The sequence below is a fragment of the Kineosporia sp. A_224 genome (genome assembly GCF_002198655.1).
In the GTDB taxonomy this organism is placed as follows: Bacteria; Actinomycetota; Actinomycetes; order Actinomycetales; family Kineosporiaceae; genus R-H-3.
The window spans coordinates 1-25,641 of sequence record NZ_MWLN01000172.1; the positions used below are offsets into that span (position 1 = coordinate 1).

The window sequence follows — 25,641 nt, forward strand, 5'->3', positions numbered from 1 at the left end:
TGCGGGGGTCGGGGTCGCGCCCGGGGTGCCGGTCGTCGGGCCGGTCGGCGGGGCCGAGGGCGTCCCGGGGACCGGTGGGAGGGGCGTCGGTGTCACCACGGGCGGCCGGGGCCGCGGGTGACGCCTGCGGTGGTGCCAGGGCGCGTCCCGCAGCACGGCGGCCGGCGTGGCAGACGCGGGGTCGGACGTCCCGGCGGACGGCGTGGCGCGCAGCCACCCGGTCGGCACGGCCCCGGTCGCGACGCCCGCGCCGACGGGCAGCGCCACGAGGAGCGCGAGGGAGCCGACGGCGAGCGCGGCGGTGCGGGACAGGTGCTTCGGACGGCGGCGCGGGCGGCCGCCGGTGGTTCTGGGCACAGGACTCCTCCGGTTCGGGCAGGTGGGCAGGCGGGGTCGTACGGGGGTGCTGGGTCGGTCGTGCGGGCGCGGGGTACGGACAGGGCAGTGCCGCAGGCTCAGACGTCGCCCTCGAGCGCCCTGCCGTCGCCGAGCAGGTGGGAGCCGCAGGACACGGCGGCGCGCAGGCAGTGCTCGGTCCAGGCGGCGGCGATGCCGGGGTCCCAGCCGTTCGCCCAGCCGGCCTGCGCCGACGTCCCGGCGGGGCGCCCCGGGACGTCGGTGCTGAGCCGCCACCGGCGGACGCCGTCGGGCCCGGTCGGCGGGTACAGGACGTGGTAGCTCAGCTCCGGCAGCGCCACCGGACGGGTTGCGGGGCAACCGGTCCCGGTCGCGTAGCCGAGGTGGGCGCGGTGCCCCGGGCTGTCGTTCCGGACGCCGTCCCAGCACTGCGGGAACTGCACGACGAGCTCCACGGGAGCGTCGCCGCACGACACCGGGGACGCCGAGCGGCGGCCGTCGCCGCCCCAGCAGGTCCACCACGCGTGCTGCTGTGCACCGGTCGCGCCCGGGTCCCCGGCGGCCATCCGCAGCCCGGGCGGCAGTCCCCGGACCTCCCCGGGGCGGACCCCGCCGTACCCGGTGGACAGGTAGACGTGCACGACCTGCGGGGCGACGGGGGCCCCGGTGGAGGTGTCGACGAGCGAGGGCACCCAGTAGACCGAGCGGTCGACGGTCCCGCCGCGGCACGTCGACCGGCCGGTCGCCGTCCAGGGCCCGGTCTCCCCGGCGCGGGCGGACGTGTTGCCCCAGTAGGTGCGCAGCGGCACCGCCCCCGCGCCGCGCCCCGGCCCGGCGAGCACGTCGTCGGTGTTCATGTGGGAGTAGGCGCATACCGTGCGGAAGATGCCGGTCCCGTCACCGGCCGTCGGCTGCTGGTCCGTCGGGACGACGCGCCGGAGCCCGCTGCCCGGCGAGCCTGCCGGGACCAGCCCGGGGACGAACGGGACACCTGGCGGGGGGCCGGCCGCGGCGCTCGCGGCCGGGCCGGGCGTCGTCCCCGGACCGGTGCCGGGACCGGTGCTCGCCGCGGGCGGGAGCGCCGCGGTCACCGTCCCCCGCGTGGTTCCGGCGGAGGGCGCCGGGCCGGACGGGACCGGCGGGGGAGTCGGGGCGCTGCTGCCCGCGGGCGGCTGGACGACGACGCCGAGCCCGCCGCGCGGCCCGCCGGGCAGCGCCACGGCCGCGAGCGCGGCGGCGACGAGGAGCGTGCCTGCGGCAGCGGCCGCCCGGGTCCGTCGGCGGCGCCGGACGAGGCGACCCACCCGCTCGAGCCGGTCGGCGGGTCCGGGCAGGTCGGGATAGGCGGACCGGAGCAGGTCGCGCAGGCCGTCGTCGCCGTCCGCCCCGCCGGGACCGGCCGGCCGGTCGGAGGCGGTCATACGTCCCACCGGCCGATCGGGGCCGGGCCGAGGTGCGGGTCCGACCGCAGCGTCGCGAGCGCGCGCCCGGCCTGCACCTTGACCGTGGCGGTCGAGCAGCCGAGGGTGCGCGCGGTCTCGTCGATCGAGAGGTCCTCGAGGTAGCGGAGCACGACGACGGAGCGCTGCTGCGGCGAGAGGCGCAGCAGCGCCCGGTGGACGGCGTCCCGCGCGGCCGAACGGCCGGCCAGGTCGGTGTCCTCGGCGGTCTCCGGGACCTGCGCCGACGGGACCTCGCCCCGCCAGCGGCGCCGCCGTCCGGACAGGAACGTCGACACGAGCACTCGTCGCACGTACGCCTCCGGGCTCTGGCCGGCGGAGATCCTGGCCCACTTGGGCCAGACCTCGGCCAGCGCGGTCTGCAGGAGGTCCTCCGCCGACGTCCGGTCACCCGTGAGCGCCCAGGCGGCGCGCAGGAGCGCGCCGGACCGCGCGGTGACGAACTCCGCGAAGCCGTCGGGTGGGTCGTGTCGTCGCATCGGCTCTCCGCCGTCTCAGCGTTCCGGCGGTGCCGAAAGGTAAACAGCCGAGGTGGGGCGGGTCCAGCGTGGCGCGGTCCGGTCACCGCGCGGTCACCGTTCCAGGACAGGCAACAGCCCGCAGGCTGCCTCCGGGTGGAGGCTGCCGTGCTGGACGATGCACGGCTCCTGCGGGCTGCGGTGACTGCCTGGTACTCGCCGGCCGCTGAAGGCCCGGCGAATGCCCCGTGGGGGACGGTCGACGCATCGACCGGCTCCGGGTGGGGCAGTCCGTCCGTCTGACAGCGGCTAGCGGGCAGCCACCTCACGCGTCCTGTTGATATCCAACTCCGGACCACCTCCCTTCCCGTGTACGGCGAACCTACGACGCGCTCGCGGCGATGGCAACGCGAATACCCGGCGATCCGCTGGGAGAGAACACGATGGCCGGACCAGGGCCGATCAGGCCTCGGTGACGACGCGCTCGAAAGGCAGCCGCGGGCTGCGCGGGAACCACGCGTCCGGGCCGGGGCGGCCGATGTTCACGACGGCGACGACCTGCCGGTCGCCCTCGGGGAAGAACTCCTGCTCGACCCCGGCGGCGTCCAGGCCCGTCATGGGGCCGGCGGCCAGCCCCGCGGCGCGGATCCCGAGGATCAGGTAGCCGAGCTGGATCGAGGCGTTGAACTTCGAGAACGCGGCGCGGCCGTCGGGGTCGGCGAACATGTCCTTGGCGTTCGGCGCGTGCGGGAAGACCTCGGGGAGGGTCTCGTGGAACTCGCGGTCCGCGGTGACGACGGCGACGAGCGGCGCGGCGGCCGTCTTCGCCTGGTTGCCCGGCGCCATGTGCTGCACGAGGCGCTCTCGGGCCTCGGGCGAGCGGACGAGCGTGACCCGCATCGGCTGGGTGTTCATGCTCGTCGGCGCCCACTGGACGAGGTCGTAGATCGCCCGGACCTGCTCGTCGGTGACGGGCTCGTCGGTGAACGTGTTCGCGGTGCGCGCCGAGCGGAAGAGCAGGTCCTGCGCGTCCTTGCCCAGCTCGAGCACCTCGTGGAGCGCGGTGGCGGGGGTGTCGGTGACGGTCACGGTGGTGGTCCTTCCACGGGAACGGGATGTCCTGCGACGGCCCGTCGGCGCTGCCGGGCCGGATCAGTTACTAGAAGGTTCAACTATTGAATCTTCTTCCATTGAAATGTGTGGCGCCCGTCACCCCTGCTGTCCGCCGGTCGATCTCTGTGGACGACGACCGGCCTCCCGACCCACACTCGCGTCATGACCGAGATCGCGGAGCCCGCCGTCCGTCACCTCACCGCCGCCGAGCTCGCCGCGGCCCTGCCCGGCGTGCTCACGGCACCGCGCGGCAGCGGCACCGTGGAGCTCGTCGTCCGCCGCCCGGCCGTCGACGCCCGCGAGGAGCTCGCCGTCGGCGTCCTCGACCCCGGCGCCGGCCTCGTCGGCGACGACTGGGCCGACCTCCCGAGCACGGCGACCTCGGACGGGTCGGCGCACCCCGGCCGCCAGCTCACGCTCATGAGCTCACGGTTCGTCGACCTCGTCGCCGGGTCCCGCGACCGCTGGGCGCTCGCCGGCGACCAGGTCTACGTCGACCTCGACCTCTCCGAGGAGGCACTGCCCGTCGGCACCCGGCTGCGCGTGGGGACGGCGGTCGTCGAGATCACCGACCAGCCGCACACCGGCTGCGCGAAGTTCGCCGCCCGGTTCGGCCGCGACGCGCACAAGCTCGTGTGGTCCGACGAGGGCCGCGCGCTGCGGCTGCGCGGCGTCTACGCGCGGGTCGTCGAGGCGGGCGAGGTCCGCCCGGGGGACCAGGTCGCCGTCCTCTGACGCACTGCGCCGACGGACGGCGCCGGCGCGGGCGTGCTCAGCCCGCCGGTGCGATCCGCGCCAGGTCGACCTCGACCCAGACCTGCGCGGTGCGCGCGAGCGGCTCGCCGTCCGCGGCGAAGAGCGTCGTCGTCGTGAGCGTCGTGCGGGCCCGTTCGGCGCGCACCGTCCCGGCGACGACGCACTGCTCGCCGACCCCGGGCCGGCGGACCACGGCCGCGGTCATCGTGCCGAGGAGGAAGACCCGGCCGGCGAGGTCGAGGGTCCAGATCCCGGGGCAGTCGAGCGCCGCCCAGACGGTGGCGAGGTCGGCCCGGCCGTCGCCGGCGTCGGACGACGCGTCGGGCACCCACGGCGTGGCCGTCGTCCCCGGGGCGCCGCCGGCCGGTCGGGCCGGGGTCAGCCGCAGGCCCGTCGGGTGGTCCGGGGAGCACGTGAAGCACGTCGGGAACGGGTGCTCGCCGGGGCCGGGATAGCCCGCGGCAGCGGCCCGCGCGACGTCGACGGGCACGAAGGTGTCGGGGGCGTCGTCCGGGTCGGGGAACCCGGCGGGCGGCAGGCCGGCCGGGGCTGCCGTCGCGGCGAGGACCTCCCCGTGCAGCAGCCGGACGCCGGACGCCGGGTCCGCGCCGTCGAGCGGGACGACGTCCAGCACGGTCTCGAGCGGCGGCGGCGCCGAGAGCCGGACGGCGACCGCACGCCCCGAGAGCGCGCCGGGCACGTGCGCCGCGAGCGCCCCGGCGACCCAGCCGCCGTTGCCGGAGCCGGGCGGGCCGCTGAAGCGGGCAGGGATCACGAGCGTCGTCGTCGGCACGGGCGTGATGCTGCCAGCCCGCCGGGGCGGGCGCGACGCCCGGTCCGCCCGGCCGCCGGTCAGCCGCCGCGGACCTCCGCGTACCGGGCGAGCGCCTCGACCCGCTCGGCGGCGTGGTCGACGATCCGCTCCGGGTAGCCGTGCGCGTAGCCGTCGAGGACGTCCCACGGCGCGTGCGCGGCCTTGCCGGCCAGGTGCGCGAGCTCGGGGACGTACCGGCGCACGTACACGCCGTCCGGGTCGAACTTCTCGCCCTGGGAGACCGGGTTGAAGACCCGGAAGTACGGGGCGGCGTCCGTGCCCGAGCCGGCGACCCACTGCCAGCCGTGCTGGTTGCTCGCGAGGTCGCCGTCCCGCAGCCAGCGCATGAACCAGCGGGCACCGTGCTGCCACTCGACGTGCAGGTCCTTGACGAGGAAGCTCGCGACGACCATCCGGACCCGGTTGTGCACCCAGCCCGTGGCCCGCAGCTGGCGCATCCCGGCGTCGACGAACGGGTACCCGGTGCGGCCCTCCTGCCACGCCTCGAGATGCTCGCGGGCGGTCCTCGACCGGGCGGGGTCGGCGTACCGCATGCCGGCGTACTCGGGGCGCAGGTACTCGCGGGCCGTCGCCGGGCGGTGCCACAGGACGTCGGCGTAGAACTCCCGCCAGCCGAGCTCGCTGCGCAGCGTGTCGGCGCCCGCGCCGCGGCGGTGCGAGAGGTCGGCGAGCATCGTCCGCGGGTGGATCTCGCCGTACTTCAGGTGGGCGGACATCGCCGTCGTCCCGTCGACGCCGGGGGTGTCGCGGCGGTCGGCGTACTCGGTGACCCCGCCGCCGTCGACCTCCCCCGCGAGGAAGGCGTGCCACCGGGTCAGTGCCGCCTGCTCGCCGACCTCGGGCACCTCGAGGCCCTCGAGGTCGGGCTCCTCGGGCAGCGGGTCGGTCGCCGGTGCGCTCCCGGACGTCGGGCGGGCGGCGGCGCCGTGCCACTCGACGTCCTTCGGCGGCGACGCCGCGGGCGCCGGCCAACCGTGCCGCGCCCACGCCTTGAAGAAGGGGGTGAAGACCTTGTACGGGTCGCCGGAGCCGTTCGTCACCGTGCCCGGGCCGACGGCGTAGGGCGTCCCGGTGCGCACGAGCCGGCCGCCGGCGGCCGCGAGCGCCGCCGCCACCGCGTCGTCCCGGCGTCGGCCGTACGGGCCGGCGTCCGCGGTGACGTGCACCGACGCCGCGCCGACCTCGCGCGCCAGGGCCGGGACGGCGTCCGCCGGGTCGCCGTGCCGGACGACGAGGACGGGCCGCCGGGCCGTGCCGCCGAGCGAGGCGTCCAGGGCCCGCAGGGAGCGCACGAGCCAGGCCCGCCGGGGAGGGCCGGCCGGCTCCCACAGCGCCGGGTCGAGGACGAAGAGCGGGACGACGCCCGACCGGCCCCCGCCGTTCTCCCCGGCCGCGGTGTGCGCCGCGAGGAGGGCCGGATGGTCGGCCAGCCGCAGGTCCCGCCGGAACCACAGAACGCTCGTCACCACGTCGGACGACGCTAGCCGCGCCGGCCCGGGGGCGCCCGCCGGAAGAGGACCGGCCGGCGGGGTGTTGTGCTGCGGACCGGTGCGGCGCGCAGGCGGCACGACGCCGGCGGCCCAGGTCGTCACCAGGAGGGGCCGTCACGGGGGAGAATGCAGCTGCCGCACGCGCCCGCCCGTGCGACGGGGACCCGCGAGGCGCGCGACGAGCACGCCGACGACAGGAGGCCGAGGTCCGGTGACCGACCTCATCGACACCACCGAGATGTACCTGCGGACGATCTTCGAGCTCGAGGAGGAGGGGATCGTCCCGCTGCGCGCGCGCATCGCCGAGCGGATCGGCCACTCCGGCCCGACCGTCTCCCAGACCGTCGCGCGGATGGAGCGGGACGGGCTGCTGCTCGTGTCCGGCGACCGGCATCTCGAGCTCACCGACTCCGGCCGGCTCAAGGCGACCCGGGTCATGCGCAAGCACCGGCTCGCGGAGCGGCTCCTCCTCGACGTCATCGGCCTGGAGTGGCAGTACGTCCACGACGAGGCCTGCCGCTGGGAGCACGTCATGAGCGACCGGGTCGAGCGCAAGCTCCTCGGGATCCTCGTCGACCCGCGCGAGTCCCCGTACGGCAACCCGATCCCGGGCCTCGACGAGCTCGGCGGCACCTCCGTGGCCCCCGCGGACTTCCGCACCGGGGTCGAGGCGCTGACGACCGTCCTCGAGGGGTCGACGACCCCTCGGGACCTCGTCGTCCGCCGTCTGGGTGAACCACTCCAGACCGACACCGAGCTCATGGCCAGGCTCGCCGAGGCCGGGCTGCGTCCCGGTGTGCGTGTCTCGGCGTGTCGCACCCGGGACACGTTGCGTGTCGAAGCGCCGGACGGCGTCCTCGACCTCCTACCGAGCGTGGCCGCCCACGTCTTCGTGGCCACTGCCTGACCTGCAATGGTCACGCTTGGTGATGATTTATGAGTCGCTTATCGTGACACCCGACACGGCCGTGACCGTGACGTGACATCCGCGGATCCCGCGGGGTAGTTTCGGCACGCCTCCCACCCCTGGGGGGTCTCCGGGTCGGACGCCGAGCTCTGCCACCGTCCGGAGAACCGAACACCGCATGGCAGAGGCGGGGGACCCACTTTCGGCACTCCGGACCGGACGGCGAACCAGCCGCCGGGCAGAACCACCGGAGCGCCTTGGGGTGAAGCCCTCGGTGCGAGGTCCCACAAGGGCCGCGCGCCAGGGCCGGGTGACTTCTCCAACCCGAACCCGACAGCTCACCTCGAAGGCGTCCGGAGAGGTTCCACTGTGTCCGAACGCAGTTCGGCGCGTCACCGCGCGCCTGCCCGTCCGCTCACCCCGTTCGACAGTCTCACCGACACCCTGACCGGCCAGCTCAGCGCGGTCGGCGACCAGCTCGGGTCCGTCGGTCGCAGCGGTGCCGTCCTCGCCGTCTCCACCGGTCTCGTCGCCACGATGGGCATGCCCGCGAGCGCCGTCACGAAGACCGCTCCGGAGAACGGCGTCTCCCTGTCCCGCCCGTCGGTCGTCACCGCGGCCGCCGTGGCGCTGCCCGCCTCGGTCGTCAGCGGGGCCGCGGTCACCGCGCCGAGCACCGCGAACGTCTCGTTCGAGCGCAGCACCCTCACCGTGAAGAAGGCCGCGCCCAAGCCCAAGGCACGCGTCGTCGAGCGGGCCTCCCGGTCGGCCGTCCGGGCGGCCGCACCGGTCAGGAAGACCTCCGCGGTGAAGTCCTCGACGAAGAAGGCGAGCTCGCCGGGCCGCTCGGTCGACACCAGCTCGATCGTGTCGATCGCGCGCAGCCTGCTCGGCATCCCGTACGTCTACGGCGGTACGACGACCGCCGGCTTCGACTGCTCCGGCTTCTCGAAGTACGTCTACGGCAAGGCCGGCATCAGCCTGCCGCGCACGTCCGGCGCCCAGTACGCGGCGGTGACGCACCTCAGCCGCAGCCAGGCCCGCCCCGGCGACCTGGTGTTCATCTTCTCGGGCGGCCGCGTGACCCACGTCGGGATCTTCACCGGCGGCAACCGGATGATCGACTCCCCGCGCTCCGGCAAGTCGACGCAGGAGCGCGAGATCTGGTCGAGCAACATCGCGTTCGGGCGCCCCTGACCCGGACGCACCACCCGCTCCACACGCACCACGCACCACGTCTGCGGACCGCCCCTCGCGGGTGGTCCGACGGCGGTCCTGCCCGGTTCGGTCCGTACGCCCCACGGCCCGACGCCCCCACGGGTGGACCGCTCCCGACGGCCCGGCCGGCGCCCCCCGGCCGGGCCGTCGGCATGTCCGGGCGGTCCCCGTCACAGGGTCGTAACCAAAGTCTCACCGCCTAAACCATGTGCTGCACCCCCTGCCGTTCTCTACTCTTCGGACCAGAGGCACTCGATGAGACCGGTTCCAGGAGGGCTCGTGCACGACGCGGTACGAAGCGCGGCCGCCGCACTTTCCAGTGCGGTGCGGCCATACGCCGCTGCGTGCGTTCGAGGCGTCGTCCCGTCAGGGGCGGCGCCTTCTGTCGTCCTGGGTCCGGTCCGTCGCTCGGGTACCTCCGGTGGGCTCGCCCCACCGCCGTAGTGCGTCCTGACGCCACCAGCCAGGTGACGTCGACGAAGGAAGGGAGGTGACGGCATGCGGACCCTGGTGCTCAACGCGGGGTACGAGCCACTCGCCGTCGTGTCGTTCCGTCGGGCCATCGTCCTGGTGCTCGCGGGCAAGGCCACCGTCGTCGCGGACGGCGGGTCCCCCGTCGTCGGGGGGACGATGACCCTGCCCCGGCCGTCCGTCATCCTCCTCGGCCGCTACGTGCGCGCACCGCACGGCCGGGCCGTCCCCGTGAGCCGTCGGGGCGTCCTGCGGCGGGACGCGCACCGCTGCGCGTACTGCGGCGGGCACGCGTCGACCGTCGACCACGTGCTGCCGCGCAGCCGGGGCGGCGCCGACTCGTGGGAGAACCTCGTCGCGTGCTGCGTGCGCTGCAACAACCTCAAGGGCAACCGCACCCCGGAGGAGAAGGGCTGGACGCTGCGCGTCCACCCGTACGTGCCGCGCGGCCCGGCCTGGGTCGTCCGCGGGGCCGACGTGCGGGACCCGCTCTGGGAGGCCTACCTCGGCGAGGCCGCGTAGGCCCGGCGAGGTCAGCCCCTCGTGCCGTGCCCGGCGCCGTCCGCCCGCTCAGGGCCGGACGGCGCCGAGCACGTGCGCGTACTTCTCCCGGGTGATGTTGCGCCCGGTGAGCAGGATGACGAGCGGGTTGCCGTCGATGACGCCCTCGAGCGCGTGCGCGGGGACCTTGCCGGCGAGCAGCGCCGCGAGGCCGACCGCCGCCGAGCCCTCGACGACGAGCCCGTGCGCGGAGAACAGCCAGCGCATCGCGGCGACGATCTCGTCCTCGGTGACCCCGGCCAGGGTGGTGTCGGTGCCGATGAGCCACGGCGTGACCGCGCCCGGCTCGAGGTTGCCGGCGAGGCCGTCGGCGAGCGTGTCGTCGACCTGGACCGGGTCGATGACCCCGGCCTGCAACGCCGCCGCGACCGGGCTCGACGCGCTCGCCTCGACGCCGACGAGCCGCACCGGGCGCCGGGCCCGCTCCCGGCCCCACAGGGCCAGCCCGGCGGCGAGCCCGCCGCCGCCGACCGGGGTGACGAGGGTGAGCGGTGCCCGGTTCGCCGACGGCCCGGACGTCGCCGCCGCGGCCGCGCCGTCCGCCGTCCCCGCGTCCCCGGCGAGCTGGGCGTCCAGCTCGAAGCCGATCGACGCCTGGCCGGCGATGACGTCCGGGTCGTTGTACGCCGACACGAACCGGCGGCCGTGCCCGCGGGCCAGCCACAGCGCGTGCGCCTCCGCCTCGTCGTAGCTGTCGCCCTGCTGGACGAGCTCGACGGGGAACTTCTGCAGCGCCGCGACCTTGGCCGGCGACGCCGACCGGGAGACGACGACCGTGGCGTCCGCGCCGGTGACGCCGGCCGCCCAGGCCGTGCCGAGGCCGTGGTTGCCCGCGCTCGCGGTCACCGCCCGCTCGCCCTCGGGCAGCCGGCTCAGTGCCGACAGCGCCCCGCGGACCTTGAACGAGCCGGTCGGCTGCATCGTCTCGAGCTTGAGCAGCACCGGCACCGCGCCGAGCCGCGGCACGTGGACCGTGGTCGGCAGCAGGGGCGTCGGGGTGAGCCGGCGGCGGAGCACGGCCCAGGCGGCGTCGAGGTCGAGGGCCGTCGGCACGCGGACGGAGCGGACGGCGTCCGAGGTCTGGCTCACGGTGCGTGAGTCTGGCACGGGGAATCGGTGATCGGTCGGCCGGGTTGTCGCCATCATGGAGTCCGTGAATCCTCAACCGTCCGCGCAGGCCCCGATGCGCGTCGAGATCTGGTCCGACGTCGTGTGCCCGTGGTGCTACATCGGCAAGCGCCGCTTCGAGTCCGCGCTCGCCGCGTTCCCGGAGGCCGACCGGGTCGAGGTCGTCTGGCGCTCCTTCCAGCTCGACCCGACGGCACCGGCGCACGACCCCGGTCGCCCCGCCCCGCGGGTCGCCGAGTACCTCGGCGCCAAGTACGGCGGCGGCACCGCGCAGGCCGAGCAGATGATGGCCCAGGTCGACGCCGTCGCAGCGGGCGAGGGGCTGCACTACGACCAGAGCGAGTCCCGGTTCACGAACACGCTCGACGCGCACCGGCTGATCCACGCGGCCCTCGAGCACGGCGGGCCCGCGCTCCAGGGTGCGGTCAAGGAGCGCCTGCTCGCGGCGTACTTCACGCAGAAGGAGGACGTCGGCGACCCGGCGACCCTCGTGCGGCTCGCCGCGGAGGCGGGCCTGCCGGAGGACCTCGCCCGTGAGGTGCTCGCCTCCGACGCCCACCGCGACGCCGTCCGCGCCGACCAGGCGCAGGCCCAGGCGTTCGGCGCGAACGGCGTCCCGTTCTTCGTGCTCGACCGCAAGTACGGCGTCTCCGGCGCCCAGCCGGCCGAGGTCTTCGCGGACGTCCTCGCCAAGGCCTGGGCCGACCACGCCCCGGTGACGATCCTCGCGGGGGCCGTCGGCACGGCCGGCGCGCAGGGCGAGGTGTGCGGACCGGACGGCTGCTGACCCGCTGACGGCGCGGGCCGGGTCCGGCAGGCTGGGCGGATGAGCACCCCGGAACGCCCGAGCCTGCCGACGACCCGCCCCGAGCTCGCCGGCGACCTCGGCATGGTCGCCAGCACGCACTGGCTGGCCTCCCAGGTCGGGATGTCCGTCCTGGAACGCGGCGGCAACGCCGCGGACGCCGCCGTGGCGGCGGGGTTCGTCCTCCAGGTCGTCGAGCCGCACCTCAACGGCCCGGGCGGCGAGGTGCCGATCCTCGTCGCGACCCCGGACGGGACCGCCGAGTCGATCTGCGGCCAGGGCACCGCCCCGGCCGCGGCGACGCCCGAGGTGTTCGCCGGGCTCGGGCTCGACGCCGTCCCCGGCACCGGCCTGCTCGCGGCGACCGTGCCGGGCGCGTTCGGCGCCTGGACGGTGCTGCTCGAGCGGCACGGCACCTGGGGGCTGCGCGCCGTCCTCGAGCCGGCCATCGGCTACGCGCGGGACGGCGCGCCCGTGCTGCCCCGGGTGGCCGAGATCGTCGCGGCGATGGCGGGCGTCTTCACCGACGACTGGCCGACGTCCGCCGCGCTCTACCTGCCGGGCGGCCGCGCCCCGGAGCCGTGGGCCCGGCTGCGGATGACGGTCCTCGCGGACGTCTACGAGCGCGTGCTCGCGGAGGCCGAGGCGGCCGGGGCCGACCGGGCCGCCCAGCTCGCCGCGGCCCGGGACGCCTGGTATCGCGGGTTCGTCGCCGAGGCGGTCGACGACTTCGCCGCGACGACGGCCTGGAAGGACTCCTCGGGCCGGGTGCACGGCGGCCTGCTGCGCGCCGACGACCTCGCCGGCTGGCAGCCGGGCGTCGAGGAGCCGGCCCGGTTCGCGTGCGGTCCCGGCGACGCCGTCGAGGTGCTCAAGCCGGGCCTGTGGTCGCAGGGCCCGGTCCACCTCCAGCAGCTCGCCCTGCTGCGCGCGCTGGGGGCCGACGAGGACCCGCTCGACCTCGACGACCCGCAGTGGGTCCACACGCTCACCGAGGTCGCCAAGCTCGCCTTCGCCGACCGCGAGGCCTGGTACGGCGACGGTGCCGGGCCCGAGGACGCCGCCGGCGGCCCCCGGGCCACGGCGCTGCTCGCCGACCTGCTGTCGCACGCGTACAACGCCGGGCGGGCCGCGCTCGTCTCGCGGGCGACCGCTGACCCGCGGCTGCGTCCGGGCGCCCCGGGCGGTCGGACGCCCGTGCTCCCGCCGCTCGCCGACTTCGACACCGGCGGCGTCCCGCGGCACCCGGACGGCCCTCCCGGCGCGCCGGACGCCGTGGCAGGGGCGGACGACGACCTCGACGGTCTCGCCCTGCCGCGCGCCGCCGCACCCGGCGAGGGCGAGCCGACCGTCTCGGCCGCGCAGCGCCGGGCCGGCCGCGGCGACACCTGCCACCTCGACGTCGTCGACGCCCGCGGGCTCATGGTGTCGGCGACCCCCAGCGGCGCGTGGCTCATGTCCTCGCCCGTCGTCCCGGCCCTGGGCTTCCCGCTCGGGACGCGGGCCCAGATGTTCCGGCTCGCCCCCGGGCTGCCGTCGAGCCTGCGGCCCGGCGCCCGGCCCCGGACGACGCTCACGCCGTCCCTGGCCCTGCGGGACGGCCGGCCCTGGCTGGCCTACGGCACCCCCGGCGGCGACCAGCAGGACCAGTGGAGCCTGCTCCTGCTCCTGCGGGTGCTCGCCGGGCTGCGCCGCGGGGACGGCCTCGCGCTGCAGGCGGCGATCGACGCCCCGATGCTCCACAGCGACCACATGCCGTCCTCGTTCGCGCCGCGCCGGGCGGTCCCGAACCGGCTCGTCGTCGAGGACCGGTGGCCGGCCGCCGTCCTGCACGACCTCGCGGCCCGCGGGCACGACGTCGAGACCGTCGACGGCTGGTCGCTCGGGCGGCTCAGCGCCGTCGCCGACGACCGGCCGTGGGGCGGCTGGCTGCGGGCCGCGGCGAACGCGCGCGGCGCGCAGGGCTACGCCGTCGGCCGGTAGCGCCTGCGTCGCAGCGGCTCTGTGCCCTACGTCCCAGCGCGCCCCCACGGCGCAGGAGCACCGTGGATCCCAGCGGCGCAGTCCCAGTCCCGCGCCGCGGGGAGGACCCGATGTCCGAGAACGCGCCCGTCCGACCGGTCACGACCTCCATCGTCGTCGTCGGGGTCGACGACACCGAGAGCAGCCGCCGCGCCCTCGCCTGGGCCGCCCAGGAGGCGGTCCGCCGCGGCGCCACGCTCCAGGTCGTCACGGCCTGGACGTGGGACGCCGCCGAGGGGGCGCCGCTCGCGGCGGTCGACCCCGGCACGCTCATGGAGATCGCCGAGGAGACCCAGAGCAAGGCCGTCAGCGAGGTCGTCGACGTGATGGCCGAGCCGCCCGTCGTCGCCCGTGAGGTGGTCCGCGCGACCGCCGCCGAGGCGCTCGTCGAGGCGTCCCGGCACGCCGACCTCGTCGTCGTCGGCACGCACGGCCGCGGCCCGGTCCGGTCGGCGTTGCTGGGTTCGGTGAGCCAGTCCGTCATCAAGCACTCCGAGTGCCCCGTCGTCGTCATGCCGCCGGTGCACGCCCACGAGAGCAGGTCCGAGGACGTCGCCCTGAGCCCGGGCTGACCGGTCACTCGGACGGCCCCGGACGACATGAGCCGAGAGTGACCGTGACCTCCTCGTGACCTGCACCGATGGCGGAGCGGGTTGACTGAGAGTCACGGGACTTTGCAGTACGGCGACCATGTGGTTAAGTCACTGACGCACCGGCGCTGCATGCGCCGGTGCGCCAGACTTTTGGGGGCCGTTCGCGTCGACGGGCCGACCTGCCGGTCAGCCCTCCGCGACGAGGTGGAGCACACCCCGCCAGCGTTCCCCGGGGGCCAGCCGGACCGGGTCGAGCGCGGCGGGCTCGATGCACACGAAGCCGTTCTCGCCGCCGGGCGGGACGTCCGCCAGGGTGTGCGCCGGCCCGGGGTTCCACAGCACCCGGTCGCCGAAGCCCTCGGCCGTGACGGTGAGGCGGCCGTGGGCGGGGTCGTCGAGCACGACCGGCCCCTCGACGCCGCGGACGGCGACGTCCCGGGGCCCGGCCGCGGGCAGCGGTCCCGCGGGGAGCGTCACGGCGGCGCCGCCGGCCGCGTTGTCCTCCGCGGACAGGCCGCCGAGCCCCTCGACCGTCGCCCGGCCGGCGTCGCTCACCGCGAGGTAGGCGTGCAGTGCGGCCATGAACGTCCAGTCGTCGTCCCCGGTGTTCTCGACCGCGAGCGACAGGTCGAGCGCGCGGCCGAACGCCTGGGCCGTGACCGTCACCCGGAGGCCGTGCGGCCAGATCGCCCGGGTGGCCGGGTCGTCCCCGACCTCGGCGACGACCCGGGCGGCGGCGGTCCGGGCGAGCCCCGCGTCGAGCCGCCAGGCCCGGTCCCGCACGACGCCGTGGGCGGGCAGCGGGCCGCGTCGGGAGAACTGCGGGAAGCACACCGGGACGCCGCCCCGGATCGCCTCGCCGGGTCCGCACCGGGCCAGCGGGCTCGTCCAGAGCCGGTCCGGTCCGCCGCCCGCCGGGGTCCAGCCGAGCACCTGCCCGCCGTGGGCGCAGACGACGACCTGCGCCCCGTCCGTCGCGGTCCGGGTCACCCGGGCGCACGGGTCGGAGGGCGCTGCCGCTGCGGTCGGGGCCGTCGGCGCCGACGGCGCGGGGGAGTCTGGTGCGGTGGCCTCGTCCATGCGGCCCAGCATGCCCGACGGGCGGGGCGCCGCGGCGTGCGCGGCCGTCCCCGCCCGGGGTCCGCCGCCGACGGGGGGCAGTGGCGGCGGAGCGCCGGTCCTTCGACGGGGCGGGCGAGGACCGGCGGGTCGGGCCGGCCCGCCGTCCCGTGAGGGGTCACGGGACGGGCCGCACCCGACTGTCAGAACCATAGCAAAACGGTCAGGACCTGCATGTCGACCGCCCATCGGCCCGCAGGTCGACCCGGAGGCCGACCCGCACGTCGGCAGGAACGGTGCGGGCGGCGCTGCCCGTCCGGCCGGGTCAGACCGGGCGCAGCTCGCCGGAGCCGCGCACGATGAGCTCGGCGGGCACGACGACGGTGCGGGGCGGCCCGGCATAGCCCTCGCGCCGGCTGAAGAGCAGCTCGGCGGCGGTCTCGCCCATGAGCCCGGCGTCCTGGGCGATCACCGTGACGGCGGGCTCGACGACGTCCGAGAGCTCGAAGTCGTCGAAGGCGACGAGGGCGACCCGGCCGGCCGCGCCGCGCCGGTGCAGGGCCCGCAGGGCGCCGACGGCGAGCCTGTTCTGCGCGGCGAAGATCGCGGTCGGGGGGCGCTCCAGGCCGAGCAGTCGTTCGGTGGCCGCGTCGGCCTCCTGGGGCGAGAGCAGGTCGGTGACGACCAGGTCGCCGTCGCTGTCGGCCCCGGCGGCGGTCACCGCGGTGACGTAGCCCTCGAGCCGGTCCCTCGTCGTCGAGACCGACGGCACGTTGAGGAGCAGCCCGATCCGGCGGTGCCCGTGGGCGAGCAGGTGCTCCGTCGCGAGCCGGGACGCCGCCAGGTTGTCGCTCGTCACGAGGTCGGCCTCGACCCCGGTCGGGCGACGGTCGGCGAACACGGCGGGGACGCCGCGGCGGATCTCGTCGGCGAGGTACGCCTCGTCCGGGTCGATCCCCATGACGACGAGCCCGTCGACGCGACGGCGCAGCAGGGCCGTGATGAGGCTGCGCTCCTCTGCGGCCCGGCGGTCCGAGGAGCCGGAGATGAGCATGTGCCCCCGGCGGCGCACGACCCGCTCGACGCCGCGGTGCAGGGCGGAGCAGAAGGGGTTGCCGACGTCGTCGACGACGAGGCCGATCGTCGACGTCGTGGCGCCGTTGCGGCGCAGCGACGAGGCGGCCTCGTTCGGCCGGAAGCCCAGCGCCGTGATGGCCTCGAGCACGCGTTCACGTGTCACCGGGTCGACGTTCGGGCTGTTGTTCACGACCCGTGAGACGGTCATGACGCTGACGGACGACGCCCGCGCGACGTCGCGCATCGTCGCGCGTCGCTCCGGCGCGGTCCGGCGCCCGCCGGTCCCGGTCGTCTCGGCCATCGGAGGCCCTCCCCATGATCACGCGGTCGGTGAGGTCCGGGCCTGGACACTCACTGTGAGCACGCGTGTGCATATGTTGCTCCTTCTGACCGGCCTCCGGGTACCAACTCGCCGAGATCATGACGATCGGAGTCTTTCGGGTGCCGACAGTTGAGCGTGGCATTACGAGCCACGACCGTCCGAGATGTCGTCTGCGACCCGCTGTGACCAGGGAGTTTCCGACAGTGGTCGAGACGAGGGACGACGACGGCGCCCGGGGGACCCGGGCGCCGTGTCGTGCGAGCGTCCTGCGAGGCTCGCGGGGTGCTCCGGGTCAGGAGACCTCGCGGAGCAGACCGGTCGCGACGTCGAAGACGAACCCGCGGATCGAGTCCTTGTGGACGACGAACGGGTTGGCCTTGATCCGGGCGATCGACTGGCGGACGTCCACGTCGAGGTCGGTGAACGACTCCGCCGCCCACTCGGGCTTGATCCCGGTCTCCTCGAGGATGCCCTGCTTGAACGCGTCGTCGGTGAAGGTGAGCATCCCGCAGTCCGTGTGGTGGATGAGGATGATCTCCCGCGTCCCGAGCAGGCGCTGGCTGATCGCGAGCGACCGGATCTCGTCGTCCGTGACGACGCCGCCGGCGTTGCGGATGACGTGCGACTCGCCCTCGCCGAGCCCGAGGATCGCGTAGACGTTGAGCCGGGCGTCCATGCAGGCCACGACGGCGATGTTCTTCGACGGCGGCAGCGGGAGCGGGCCGGAGAAGGTCTGCGCGTAGCGGCGGTTGTTCTCGAGGTAGTCGTCCGTGACGGTCATGCGGGTCTCCCTGGGGTGGGCCGGGGCGGCCGGGCGGAAGGTGCGCGGCAGGTGTGCCGGGGGAATCTTGACCGATCCGGTGAGATTCTGCGCGCCGGAGGTGGAGCCGGGCAGCATTCTGTGCCAATCTGGTCGACATGGCAGCCCTGACGTCCCCCCTGACCCCGGCGTGTCGCCGGGCCGTGGGCGTCCGCTGCTGTCGTCGTCCCGCGGCCTGACTCGTGTCAACGGCCCGCCCGTCGGGCCCCGCCCGGCGCCGACGGCGCCGCCACCGCCAGGGATCGACCACCATGACCAGCACCGTCCTCGTCCTGCACGCCCACCCCGACGACGAAGCGATCTTCACCGGCGCCGCCGTGCGCCTGCTCGCCGACCGTGGGCTGCGCGTCGTCCTCGTCACTGCGACCGACGGCGGCCGGGGCGTCCCCCGGGTCCCGCTGCGCTCCGGCGAGACCATCCGCGACCGGCGCCTGCGTGAGCTCGAGGAGGCCGCCGACCTGCTCGGGGCCGCGCGCCTCGTCGTCCTGCCGTACGCCGACTCCGGCTGCCACGGCGGCCCGTACCGGCCGGGCAGCCTCGGGGCCGCCGGCGTCGGTGGCATCGCCCGCCGGGTGCGGCAGCTCGCCGAGACCGAGGGGGCGCAGGCGGTCGTCCACTACGACGAGCGCGGGGTCTACGGGCACGTCGACCACGTCCAGGTGCACCGGGCCGGCGCCCGGGTCGCCGCCGACCTCGGGCTGACCGGCTACGAGGCGACCGTCGACCCGCTCGTGCTGCGGGACGGCCCGCGGCACGTCCTCGCCCAGGTCGCCGGCGAGCTCCTCGACGTCGGCCTGCCGGCCGACGACATCACCTTCGCCGTCCGCGCGGACGACGCCGTCCTCGGCACGAAGATGCAGGCGATGGCCGCGCACGCGAGCCAGATCGGCCCGGAGTACCTCGACGGCACGGCCGAGGGCTACCGGCACGAGTGGTTCGTCCGCCGCGGCGCGGCCGGGCCGGTCGACGCGGCGCTCGCCGGGCACGTCGTCCCGGCGCCGACCGTCGTCGCGGCCGGTGCGGGCCGGCCCCGCGCGCTCGCGGCGGTGGCGTCATGAGGGACCAGGTGCCCCCCGACGCCGTCCGTCCCGACGCGCTGCTCGCCGACGCCCCGGACCCGTCGTCCGCCCAGCTCGTGCAGGTCGCGGAGGTCCTCTCCGCCCGCGCCGACCTCTGGGACGCCCTCGCCGGCCGGCTCGCACCGGACGAGCCGGTCCGGGTCGCGGGCGGCCGGGGCTGGGAGGCCTGGCTCGAGGCGGGTGTCGGCGACGTCGTCCGGCTCGAGGTGCGCACGCGCCGGTCGGCCCGTCGTCCCCGGGCCGTGGCGCGCTGGCGCCGGACCGGGGCGGGCCTGTCGCCGCTCGACCCCGTCGACCTCGAGGAGCGTGCGTCATGACGGTCCTGCCCGCCGGCGCCGTCCCGGCGTCCGCCCGGTCGCCGCGCGCCGGCGACGCGGCTCGCGGGGTGCTCACCGTCGTCCCGCCCGGCGAGGTGCCCGCCGGGGCCGCGGTCGTCGGGGTCGTCGTCCTGCTGCCGGGCCGGCCGGAGCGGCCGGCGGACCTGCGCGCCGTCCCGGACGAGGTGCCGGAGCCCCCTGCTCCGACCCCGGACGGGCCGGGCGCAGACGCCGGCGCGGTCCCGGCGCCCGCCCACGAGCGGGTCCGCCCCGGGCTCACCCTCGACCGGGCCGGCCGTTCGGTGACGCTCGACGCCGAGCCGCTCGACCTGACCCGTCGCGAGTTCGACCTGTTCGCGCACCTCGCGTCCCGGCCGGGCCGGGTGCTCACCCGGGAGCACCTTCTCGCGACGGTGTGGGGGCACACGGACCCGCGGTGGACCGGCCCCCGGACCGTCGACGTCCACGTCGCCCGGCTGCGCCGCAAGCGCGGCGAGCACGGGCGGTACCTCCAGACCGTGCGCGGGGTCGGCTACCGCTGGGTGCCCTGACCCGGCATGGCCGGCGCCGGGCCGGGTACAGCCGCGTGCATGAGCGCAACCACGGGGGGACGGGCCGGCCGCGACGGCGGGCTCGACGAGCAGTACCCGGGGGCCCACGCCGGGCGCCCGCAGGAGGTGCCGGCCCGGGGCTGGTCCCAGATCGCCCGCCGCGGCTGGAAGGAGTTCCAGGCCGACCAGATGATGCTCATCGCGGCCGGGGTCGCGTTCTACGCGTTCCTGTCGCTGGTGCCGTCGATCGTCGCCGCGATGCTCGTCTACGGCCTGGTCACCGAGCCGTCGCAGGTGCAGTCCCAGATCCAGACCTTCGCCGACGTGCTGCCCGCGTCGGCCCGGGACCTGCTGAACGAGCAGATGACGTCGCTGGCGTCGGCCAACGACCAGGGCCTGGGGATCGGGCTGGTCGTCTCGCTCCTGCTGGCCCTGTGGAGCGCATCCGGGGGAACGGGCAACCTCATCACCGCGGTGAACACCGCCTACGACGAGGACGAGACCCGTGGCTCCGTCCGGCGCAAGGCCCTCGCGCTGGTCCTCACCCTCGGCGCGATCCTCGTCTTCGTCGTCACGCTCGCGCTCGTCGCCGTGTTCCCGGCGGTCGCGAACGCCCTCGACCTGCCGACCCCGCTGCGGGTCGGCGTCGAGGCCCTGCGCTGGGCCGTCGTCCTCGCCGTCATCGGGATCTCGCTCGCGGTGCTCTACCGGGCGGCCCCGGACCGGGACTCGCCGAAGATGCGGTGGGTGTCCGTCGGTGCGACCGTCGCGGTCCTCCTGTGGATCGTCGCGTCGGTCGTCTTCTCGCTGTACGTCAACAACTTCGGCTCGTACGGCAAGACGTACGGCAGTCTCGCCGGCGTCGTCGTGCTCCTGCTGTGGCTGTGGCTCAGCCTCGTCGCCGTCCTGCTCGGCGCCGAGATCAACGCCGAGTCCGAGAAGCAGACCGTGCAGGACACGACGCGCGGTCCCGACCGCCCGATGGGGGAGCGCGGTGCGCTCAAGGCCGACCTCGGCCCGGCGGACCCGGAGCCCGCGGACGGCGACCGGTCGCGGTCGCGGTCACGGTAGTCACGGTAGGGCGCAAGAATGACGTCGTGGCGGTAGAGGTCGTCTTCGAGACCCATGCGTGGAGCGTCGACAACGAGCGCGGCGTGGCGACGGGCTGGCTGCCGGGCGAGCTCTCGGCCCGGGGTCGTGACCTGGCCCGTGAGCTCGGCGCCCGGCGTCGCGACGACGGGATCTCGACGGTCCTGTGCTCCGACCTGCGGCGTGCCCGGCAGACGGTGGAGATCGCGTTCGAGGGCGCCGACGTCCCGGTCCTGTTCGACACCAGGCTGCGCGAGTGCGACTACGGGGACCTCAACGGTGCCCCGGTGGCGGTGGTGCACGCAGATCGGGCCGCCCACCTGCACGCACCGTTCCCCGCGGGCGAGAGCTGGGCCGCTGCCCTCGACCGCGTCGACGGAGCCCTCGACGAGATCGCCGTGCGCTGGGCAGGGCAGCGGGTGCTCGTGGTCGGGCACGTCGCGACCCGGTGGGCGCTCGACCGTCGGGTGCTCGGCGCGAGCTTGGACACCTTGAGCAGCAGCGACTTCGGCTGGCGCGAGGGCTGGGAGTACCTGCTCGTCTGACGTCGGGCCGTACGGGAGGGGGCCCGGCTACACGACCGCGCGTTCCTGCCGGGCCGACGCCTCGCCGACCGTGAACTCCGCCGGATCCAGCCGCGCCGTCCGCCGCCGGTACTCGCCCGCCGAGCCGGGCCAGTTCGTCACGACCCGCCCCGACGCCGTCCGGTACCAGCTCGTGCAGGCGGTCCAGACGGACGACGCCAACCGGGCCTGGATCTCGGCGTCGTACCGCGCCTCGACGTCGGCGCGCACCTCGATCCGGCGCCCGCCGTCGCAGGGCGTCCCCGGCCGGGAGCCCAGCAGTGCCAGCGCCTGCACGAGGTAGCGGCACTGCGCCTCGAGGAAGAACACGACCGACGTGTTGCCGGTGTTCGTGTTCGGCCCGTAGAGGACGACGAGGTTCGGGAACCGCGGCACGGTCATGCCGAGGTGGGCGCGGGCGCCGTCCGCCCAGACCGTGTGCAGGTCGGCGCCGTCGCGCCCGGTCACCTGCAGGGGCACGAGGATCTCGGTCGCGGCGAACCCGGTCGACAGCACGAGGACGTCGCACGGGTGCTCGCGCTCGCCCGCGCCGCCTCGGGTCACGACCCCGGTCGGGGTCACGCGCACGACCGGGTCGGTCACGAGGTCGACGTCCGGGCGGCGCAACGCCGGGTACCAGGTCGCTGTGAAGAGCACCCGCTTGCAGCCCATCGGGTAGTCCGGGGTGACCTTCGCGCGCAGCGCCGGGTCGGGCACCTGCAGCCGGCGCTGGGCGGTCGACAGCCAGCGGACGGCGCGGCTCGACACGGGCTTGCCGCGCACCGCCCGGCCGGTCACCACGGTCGCCAGCCAGAAGCCGCCGCGCTGCACCTGCGTCGCGCCGGGCACATGGCGGGAGAGCCACCGCGTCACCGGGCCGTAGCGACGGTCCGGCTTGGGCAGCACCCACGGCGGTGTCCGCTGCAGCACGGTGACCCGCGCGGCGCGGCCGGCGATCGCCGGGACGACCTGGATCGCGCTCGCCCCGGTGCCGAGGACGGCGACCCGCCGGCCGGTGACGTCGACCGAGTCGTCCCAGCGGGCGGTGTGGAAGGCCGGCCCGGCGAAGCCGTCGAGCCCCGGGACCGCGGGCACGACGGGCCGGGAGAGCTGCCCGACGGCCGGCACGAGCACCTGCGCCTCGAAGACCCGCCCGTCGGCCGTGCGCGCGGTCCACAGCCCGCGGGCGTCGTCCCAGGCGGCGCTCTCCACGGCCGTCCCCAGGCGCAGCGAGCGGCGGACGTCGAAGTCGTCGACGCAGCGCTCGAGGTAGGCGCGGATCTCGTCGTGCGGCGGGAATCGCCTGGTCCACGCCGGGTTCGGCGCGTACGAGTAGGAGTAGAGCATCGCCGGGATGTCGCAGGCGCAGCCCGGGTAGTGGTTGTCCCGCCAGACGCCGCCGACCCGGTCCGCCGCGTCGAGGACGAGTACGTCGTCGTCCGCCCTGTAGCCCGCCCGCCGCAGCGCGAAGGCGGCGCCGAGGCCGCCGAACCCGGCCCCGACGACGAGCACCCGGCAGCGCTCGACGTTCGTCATGCCGCCGGACGCTAGCACCCTGTTGGCAGCCTGCCAACAGTCCGTCGGGACCGTCCCGGACGGCGCAAGACTGCGCCACGAGAGGGACGTCACGCAGATGCGCCCCCACGCTTGTTACTGGGTAGTAGGGTTCCGCGCATGGCGACTGCTTCCACCACCACAGAGATCGCGGCGGACCCCGCTGCCGTCTGGGCCGTCATGGCCGACCCGACGAAGATGTCCGACTGGGTCTCGATCCACCAGGGCTTCGTCGGCGAGCCCCCGGCCGCGTTCGAGCAGGGGACGACCTTCACCCAGCGCGTCTCGATCATGGGCATGCCCGCGGACGTCGCGTGGACGCTGTCCGAGCTCACCCCGGACGGCGGTTCGAAGATGTCCGGCAACGGCCCGATGGGCATCGGCGTCACGAACACCTACGCGCTCGCGCCGTCCGGCGCCGGCACGTCGGTGACGTGGACGATGACCTTCTCCGGCGGCATGGTCATGGCCGTCGGCGGCCAGATCGAGGCCCAGGTCTCCGCCGCGCAGCGGACCAGCCTCGACGCGCTGAAGAAGCTCGTCGAAGGCTGACCCGGCGCGGGACCCGTTCCCGCGCAAGGCTTCCGTACGCGCGCTCAGCCGGCCGCGGCGACGTCCTCGACGATCGTCAGCAGCGTCCGGCTGAGCAGCGCGTGCGCCTGCTCGCGTGTCATGGCCCGGCGCACGAGCCACTCGTGCGCGGCGACCTTCGCCATGCCCGCGTGGGCGCGCACCATGGCGCGGACGTCCTCGGTCGGCTCGATCCCGAGCAGTGCGAGCACCTGGTCCGCGGTCCGGTCGTCGGCCTCCTCCAGGACCCGCACGACGTCCGGGTCGCGGCCCAGCACCTCGGCGTTCACGGCGGCGAACCACGCGCTGCTGTGCCGCTGGACGACGTCGAGGAACCACCCGACGCACGCCTCGACCCGCTCCTCGCGGGTGCCCCGGGGCAGCTGCGCGAGCGCGACGTCCGGCACGGTGACGAGCGCCCGGACGACCTCGAGGTACAGCTCCTTCTTCGTGCCGAAGTAGTGGTTGATGAGGCCGCGCGCGACCCCCGCCTCGCGGGCGATGTCCGTCGTCGAGACCTCGGCGTACGCCCGCTCGCCGAAGAGCCGGACGGCGCAGCCGAGGATCTCCCGCCGGCGCTCGTCCGGCTCGAGCCGGCGCCGGCCGGACGTCGTCGTGGTCGTCACGGGGCCGACTCCTGCGGCGCGGCCGTGGCCCACCGCAGCGCCGCCGGCGCGGACGCCGGGACGACGGGAGCCCGCGGCGGCACCGGCGCCACCCGCACGTAGGCGTCCCCGCGCGGCGGCCGCGGGTCCTCGTCCCCGGCGTTGGGCCACAGCGAGAGCGCGCGTTCGGCCTGGGCGGTGATCGTCAGCGACGGGTTGACGCCGAGGTTCGCCGAGATCGTCGAGCCGTCGACGACGTGGATCGCGTCGTAGCCGTGGAGCCGGTGGTAGGGGTCGACGACCCCCTCGGCCGGGGTGAGCCCGATCGGGCAGCCGCCGATGAAGTGCCCGGTGATCGGCACGTCGAACAGGTCGGTCACCGAGCCGAGCGGGACGCCGTCGATCTTCTCCGCGATCCGCCGGGTCACCTCGTGGCCGGCCGGGATCCACGTCGGGTTCGGGGCGCCGACGCCCTGCTTCGAGGTGATCCGGCGGCGGCCGAGCAGACCGCGCCGGGTGAACGTCGTGATCGAGTTGTCGAGGGTCTGCATGACGAGCAGGACGACGACCTGCTCCGACCAGCGCCGGGGGAGCAGCGCCCCGGGCAGGTGCCGGCGGATCCGCCAGAGCTCGCGCGGGACGGCGGCCCAGCGCCGCCGCGTGCCGGTACCGGGGTCGGCCGGGTCGGCCCCGTCGACGAGCACCGTCGACAGCAGCCCGAGCAGGTTCGACCCCTTGCCGTAGCGCACGGGCTCGATGTGCGTCACCGGGTCGGGGTGGATCGACGAGGTGATCGCGACGCCCTGCGAGAAGTCGGCGCCGCGCCGCGTCGTCCGCGGCCCGAGGATCGCCTCGGAGTTCGTCCGGCTCAGCTCGCCGAGCCGGGGCGAGACGTCCGCCAGGGTGCCCTCGTCGCGCATCGCGTGGAGCAGCCGCTGGGTGCCGAGGGCGGCCGCCGCGAGGACGACGTGCCGCGCGGTGAACGTCCGCCCGCGCCGGCCCGGCCGGGCACCGACCCGGGCGCCCGGCCGGGCCGTCGGGCGGGTCTCGACGGCCCAGCCGTGCGCGCCGCGCGCTGGGGCGCCGTCCGGGCCGGGCAGCGGTCGCACCCGGACGGCGGTCGTCAGCGGGTGCACCCGGGTGCCGGCCGCCTCGGCGAGGTGGAGGTAGTTCTTCACGACGGTGTTCTTCGCGCCGACCCGGCAGCCGACCATGCAGTTGCCGCAGTGTGTGCACGTCGTCCGGGCCGGACCGGCGCCGCCGAACCAGGGGTCGGGCAGCGCCTGGCCGCGGGGTGTCCCGGGCGGGCCGAAGAACACCCCGACCGGCGTGGGCCGGTAGGTGTGCCCGATGCCGAGGTCCTCGGCGACGTCCCGGAGCGCCTCGTCGGACGGCGTCGTCAGCGGGTTCGTCGCGACGCCGAGCATCCGGGTCGCGGTGTCGTAGTGCGGCGCCAGCTCGGCCTTCCAGTCGGTGACGTGCGCCCACTGCCGGTCGAGGTAGAAGGCGTCCGGCGGGGTGTAGAGGGTGTTCGCGTACACGAGCGAGCCGCCGCCGACCCCGGCCCCGGAGAGCACGAAGACGTTGCGCAGCAGGTCCATCCGCAGGATGCCGTAGCAGCGTGCCGCGGGGTTGAACAGGTACCGCCGGACGTCCCAGGACGTCTTCGCGAAGTCGTCGTCGGCGAACCGCCGGCCGGCCTCGAGGACGCCGACCCGGTAGCCCTTCTCGGTGAGCCGCAGTGCGGTGACGGCGCCGCCGAACCCCGAGCCGACGACGAGGACGTCGTAGTCGAACCCCTCGGTGCCGGGCCCGGTCGCCCGCGTCCGCCTCGACGTCATCGCCACCTCCGGCCCGCGTG

The 25,641-nt window shown here is 75.7% G+C and carries 25 protein-coding genes, 1 pseudogene and 1 riboswitch; of the genes and pseudogenes, 13 read left to right on the forward strand and 13 right to left on the reverse strand.

The genetic code is table 11. The features are described from left to right. From EDJALFJO_RS34400 to EDJALFJO_RS16555, 4 genes and pseudogenes are all read right to left on the reverse strand, one after another. Positions 1 to 357 (reverse strand): annotated as a pseudogene (locus EDJALFJO_RS34400) (hypothetical protein); the annotation flags it as partial. A 98-nt stretch (positions 358 to 455) separates the two neighbouring features. Next, complete coding sequence (locus EDJALFJO_RS16545; RefSeq protein WP_088287211.1) at positions 456 to 1,778, reverse strand: DUF1996 domain-containing protein; 1,323 nt, start codon at positions 1,776 to 1,778, stop codon at positions 456 to 458. After that, positions 1,775 to 2,296, reverse strand: a complete 522-nt coding sequence (locus tag EDJALFJO_RS16550) for a SigE family RNA polymerase sigma factor (protein ID WP_088287213.1) — start codon at positions 2,294 to 2,296, stop codon at positions 1,775 to 1,777. Before EDJALFJO_RS16550 ends, EDJALFJO_RS16545 begins: the two co-directional genes overlap by 4 nt. A 441-nt stretch (positions 2,297 to 2,737) precedes the next feature. After that, positions 2,738 to 3,364, reverse strand: coding sequence for a malonic semialdehyde reductase (locus tag EDJALFJO_RS16555; RefSeq protein ID WP_233149895.1), 627 nt, complete (start codon positions 3,362 to 3,364; stop codon positions 2,738 to 2,740). 186 nt (positions 3,365 to 3,550) lie between these two features. Here EDJALFJO_RS16555 and EDJALFJO_RS16560 point away from each other — a divergent pair, with 186 nt between their 5' ends. Beyond that, entirely contained in the window at positions 3,551 to 4,123 is a 573-nt protein-coding gene (locus EDJALFJO_RS16560) for an MOSC domain-containing protein (protein ID WP_088287215.1), read from the forward strand. Positions 4,124 to 4,160: 37 nt separating this feature from the next. Here the strand turns inward: EDJALFJO_RS16560 and EDJALFJO_RS16565 are convergent, their stop codons facing one another. Together EDJALFJO_RS16565 and EDJALFJO_RS16570 are read right to left on the reverse strand one after the other, a co-directional pair. Then, entirely contained in the window at positions 4,161 to 4,937 is a 777-nt protein-coding gene (locus tag EDJALFJO_RS16565; protein WP_198950373.1) for a hypothetical protein, read from the reverse strand. Positions 4,938 to 4,996: 59 nt separating this feature from the next. Then, on the reverse strand, positions 4,997 to 6,448 hold the full coding sequence (locus EDJALFJO_RS16570) for a deoxyribodipyrimidine photo-lyase (protein ID WP_088287217.1): 1,452 nt from the start codon (positions 6,446 to 6,448) through the stop codon (positions 4,997 to 4,999). Positions 6,449 to 6,680: 232 nt separating this feature from the next. Here EDJALFJO_RS16570 and EDJALFJO_RS16575 point away from each other — a divergent pair, with 232 nt between their 5' ends. From EDJALFJO_RS16575 to EDJALFJO_RS16585, 3 genes are all read left to right on the forward strand, one after another. Continuing rightward, the gene (locus EDJALFJO_RS16575) at positions 6,681 to 7,376 is read left to right on the forward strand and encodes a metal-dependent transcriptional regulator (protein ID WP_088287219.1); all 696 of its coding nucleotides are present in this window, start codon (positions 6,681 to 6,683) and stop codon (positions 7,374 to 7,376) included. 155 nt (positions 7,377 to 7,531) lie between these two features. After that, positions 7,532 to 7,742, forward strand: a riboswitch (cyclic di-AMP (ydaO/yuaA leader). A gap of 3 nt (positions 7,743 to 7,745) precedes the next feature. Next, complete coding sequence (locus tag EDJALFJO_RS16580) at positions 7,746 to 8,573, forward strand: C40 family peptidase (RefSeq protein WP_088287221.1); 828 nt, start codon at positions 7,746 to 7,748, stop codon at positions 8,571 to 8,573. A 519-nt stretch (positions 8,574 to 9,092) separates the two neighbouring features. Next, positions 9,093 to 9,587, forward strand: coding sequence for an HNH endonuclease (locus EDJALFJO_RS16585; RefSeq protein WP_088287223.1), 495 nt, complete (start codon positions 9,093 to 9,095; stop codon positions 9,585 to 9,587). Positions 9,588 to 9,635: 48 nt separating this feature from the next. Here EDJALFJO_RS16585 and EDJALFJO_RS16590 read toward each other — a convergent pair whose 3' ends face one another. Continuing rightward, positions 9,636 to 10,715 (reverse strand): threonine/serine dehydratase, encoded by a 1,080-nt coding sequence (locus EDJALFJO_RS16590; protein WP_198950374.1) that lies wholly within the window; start codon positions 10,713 to 10,715, stop codon positions 9,636 to 9,638. 55 nt (positions 10,716 to 10,770) lie between these two features. Here EDJALFJO_RS16590 and EDJALFJO_RS16595 point away from each other — a divergent pair, with 55 nt between their 5' ends. From EDJALFJO_RS16595 to EDJALFJO_RS16605, 3 genes are all read left to right on the forward strand, one after another. Continuing rightward, on the forward strand, positions 10,771 to 11,541 hold the full coding sequence (locus EDJALFJO_RS16595) for a DsbA family protein (RefSeq protein ID WP_369812545.1): 771 nt from the start codon (positions 10,771 to 10,773) through the stop codon (positions 11,539 to 11,541). 39 nt (positions 11,542 to 11,580) lie between these two features. Further along, a complete protein-coding gene (locus tag EDJALFJO_RS16600; RefSeq protein WP_233149897.1) occupies positions 11,581 to 13,542 on the forward strand; it encodes a gamma-glutamyltransferase family protein in 1,962 nt (653 codons plus the stop codon). 110 nt (positions 13,543 to 13,652) lie between these two features. Further along, positions 13,653 to 14,153: a universal stress protein gene (locus tag EDJALFJO_RS16605; protein WP_088287229.1), complete on the forward strand. Its 501-nt coding sequence runs from the start codon at positions 13,653 to 13,655 to the stop codon at positions 14,151 to 14,153. Positions 14,154 to 14,360: 207 nt separating this feature from the next. Here EDJALFJO_RS16605 and EDJALFJO_RS16610 read toward each other — a convergent pair whose 3' ends face one another. The 3 genes from EDJALFJO_RS16610 to EDJALFJO_RS16620 all read right to left on the reverse strand — a co-directional run bounded on the left by EDJALFJO_RS16610 (position 14,361) and on the right by EDJALFJO_RS16620 (position 17,413). Next, positions 14,361 to 15,254: a D-hexose-6-phosphate mutarotase gene (locus tag EDJALFJO_RS16610; protein ID WP_158220466.1), complete on the reverse strand. Its 894-nt coding sequence runs from the start codon at positions 15,252 to 15,254 to the stop codon at positions 14,361 to 14,363. Between the two features lie 304 nt (positions 15,255 to 15,558). Further along, complete coding sequence (locus EDJALFJO_RS16615; RefSeq protein ID WP_088287233.1) at positions 15,559 to 16,611, reverse strand: LacI family DNA-binding transcriptional regulator; 1,053 nt, start codon at positions 16,609 to 16,611, stop codon at positions 15,559 to 15,561. 313 nt (positions 16,612 to 16,924) lie between these two features. Then, positions 16,925 to 17,413, reverse strand: a complete 489-nt coding sequence (locus EDJALFJO_RS16620; RefSeq protein WP_088287235.1) for a carbonic anhydrase — start codon at positions 17,411 to 17,413, stop codon at positions 16,925 to 16,927. Between the two features lie 290 nt (positions 17,414 to 17,703). Between EDJALFJO_RS16620 and EDJALFJO_RS16625 the strand changes: the two genes are divergently transcribed. Genes EDJALFJO_RS16625 through EDJALFJO_RS16645 form a run of 5 tightly spaced genes read left to right on the forward strand, consistent with a single transcriptional unit; the run spans position 17,704 to position 21,033 of the window. After that, complete coding sequence (locus EDJALFJO_RS16625; protein ID WP_088287238.1) at positions 17,704 to 18,510, forward strand: PIG-L deacetylase family protein; 807 nt, start codon at positions 17,704 to 17,706, stop codon at positions 18,508 to 18,510. After that, positions 18,507 to 18,848: a hypothetical protein gene (locus EDJALFJO_RS16630; RefSeq protein WP_143448618.1), complete on the forward strand. Its 342-nt coding sequence runs from the start codon at positions 18,507 to 18,509 to the stop codon at positions 18,846 to 18,848. The genes EDJALFJO_RS16625 and EDJALFJO_RS16630 overlap by 4 nt, the downstream gene beginning before the upstream one ends. Beyond that, entirely contained in the window at positions 18,845 to 19,399 is a 555-nt protein-coding gene (locus tag EDJALFJO_RS16635) for a winged helix-turn-helix domain-containing protein (protein ID WP_088287242.1), read from the forward strand. Before EDJALFJO_RS16630 ends, EDJALFJO_RS16635 begins: the two co-directional genes overlap by 4 nt. 39 nt (positions 19,400 to 19,438) lie before the next feature. Next, positions 19,439 to 20,470 (forward strand): YihY/virulence factor BrkB family protein, encoded by a 1,032-nt coding sequence (locus tag EDJALFJO_RS16640; protein ID WP_088287289.1) that lies wholly within the window; start codon positions 19,439 to 19,441, stop codon positions 20,468 to 20,470. A gap of 26 nt (positions 20,471 to 20,496) precedes the next feature. Then, positions 20,497 to 21,033, forward strand: a complete 537-nt coding sequence (locus tag EDJALFJO_RS16645; protein ID WP_088287245.1) for a histidine phosphatase family protein — start codon at positions 20,497 to 20,499, stop codon at positions 21,031 to 21,033. 27 nt (positions 21,034 to 21,060) lie between these two features. On the opposite strand, the gene EDJALFJO_RS16650 is transcribed toward EDJALFJO_RS16645, so the two are convergent. Beyond that, positions 21,061 to 22,587 (reverse strand): NAD(P)/FAD-dependent oxidoreductase, encoded by a 1,527-nt coding sequence (locus EDJALFJO_RS16650; RefSeq protein ID WP_088287247.1) that lies wholly within the window; start codon positions 22,585 to 22,587, stop codon positions 21,061 to 21,063. Between the two features lie 138 nt (positions 22,588 to 22,725). Between EDJALFJO_RS16650 and EDJALFJO_RS16655 the strand changes: the two genes are divergently transcribed. After that, positions 22,726 to 23,157 (forward strand): SRPBCC family protein, encoded by a 432-nt coding sequence (locus EDJALFJO_RS16655; RefSeq protein WP_088287249.1) that lies wholly within the window; start codon positions 22,726 to 22,728, stop codon positions 23,155 to 23,157. A 44-nt stretch (positions 23,158 to 23,201) separates the two neighbouring features. Here EDJALFJO_RS16655 and EDJALFJO_RS16660 read toward each other — a convergent pair whose 3' ends face one another. Then, the gene (locus EDJALFJO_RS16660; RefSeq protein WP_088287291.1) at positions 23,202 to 23,801 is read right to left on the reverse strand and encodes a TetR/AcrR family transcriptional regulator; all 600 of its coding nucleotides are present in this window, start codon (positions 23,799 to 23,801) and stop codon (positions 23,202 to 23,204) included. After that, positions 23,798 to 25,621, reverse strand: a complete 1,824-nt coding sequence (locus EDJALFJO_RS16665; RefSeq protein WP_088287251.1) for a GMC oxidoreductase — start codon at positions 25,619 to 25,621, stop codon at positions 23,798 to 23,800. Before EDJALFJO_RS16665 ends, EDJALFJO_RS16660 begins: the two co-directional genes overlap by 4 nt. Positions 25,622 to 25,641: the final 20 nt, after the last annotated feature.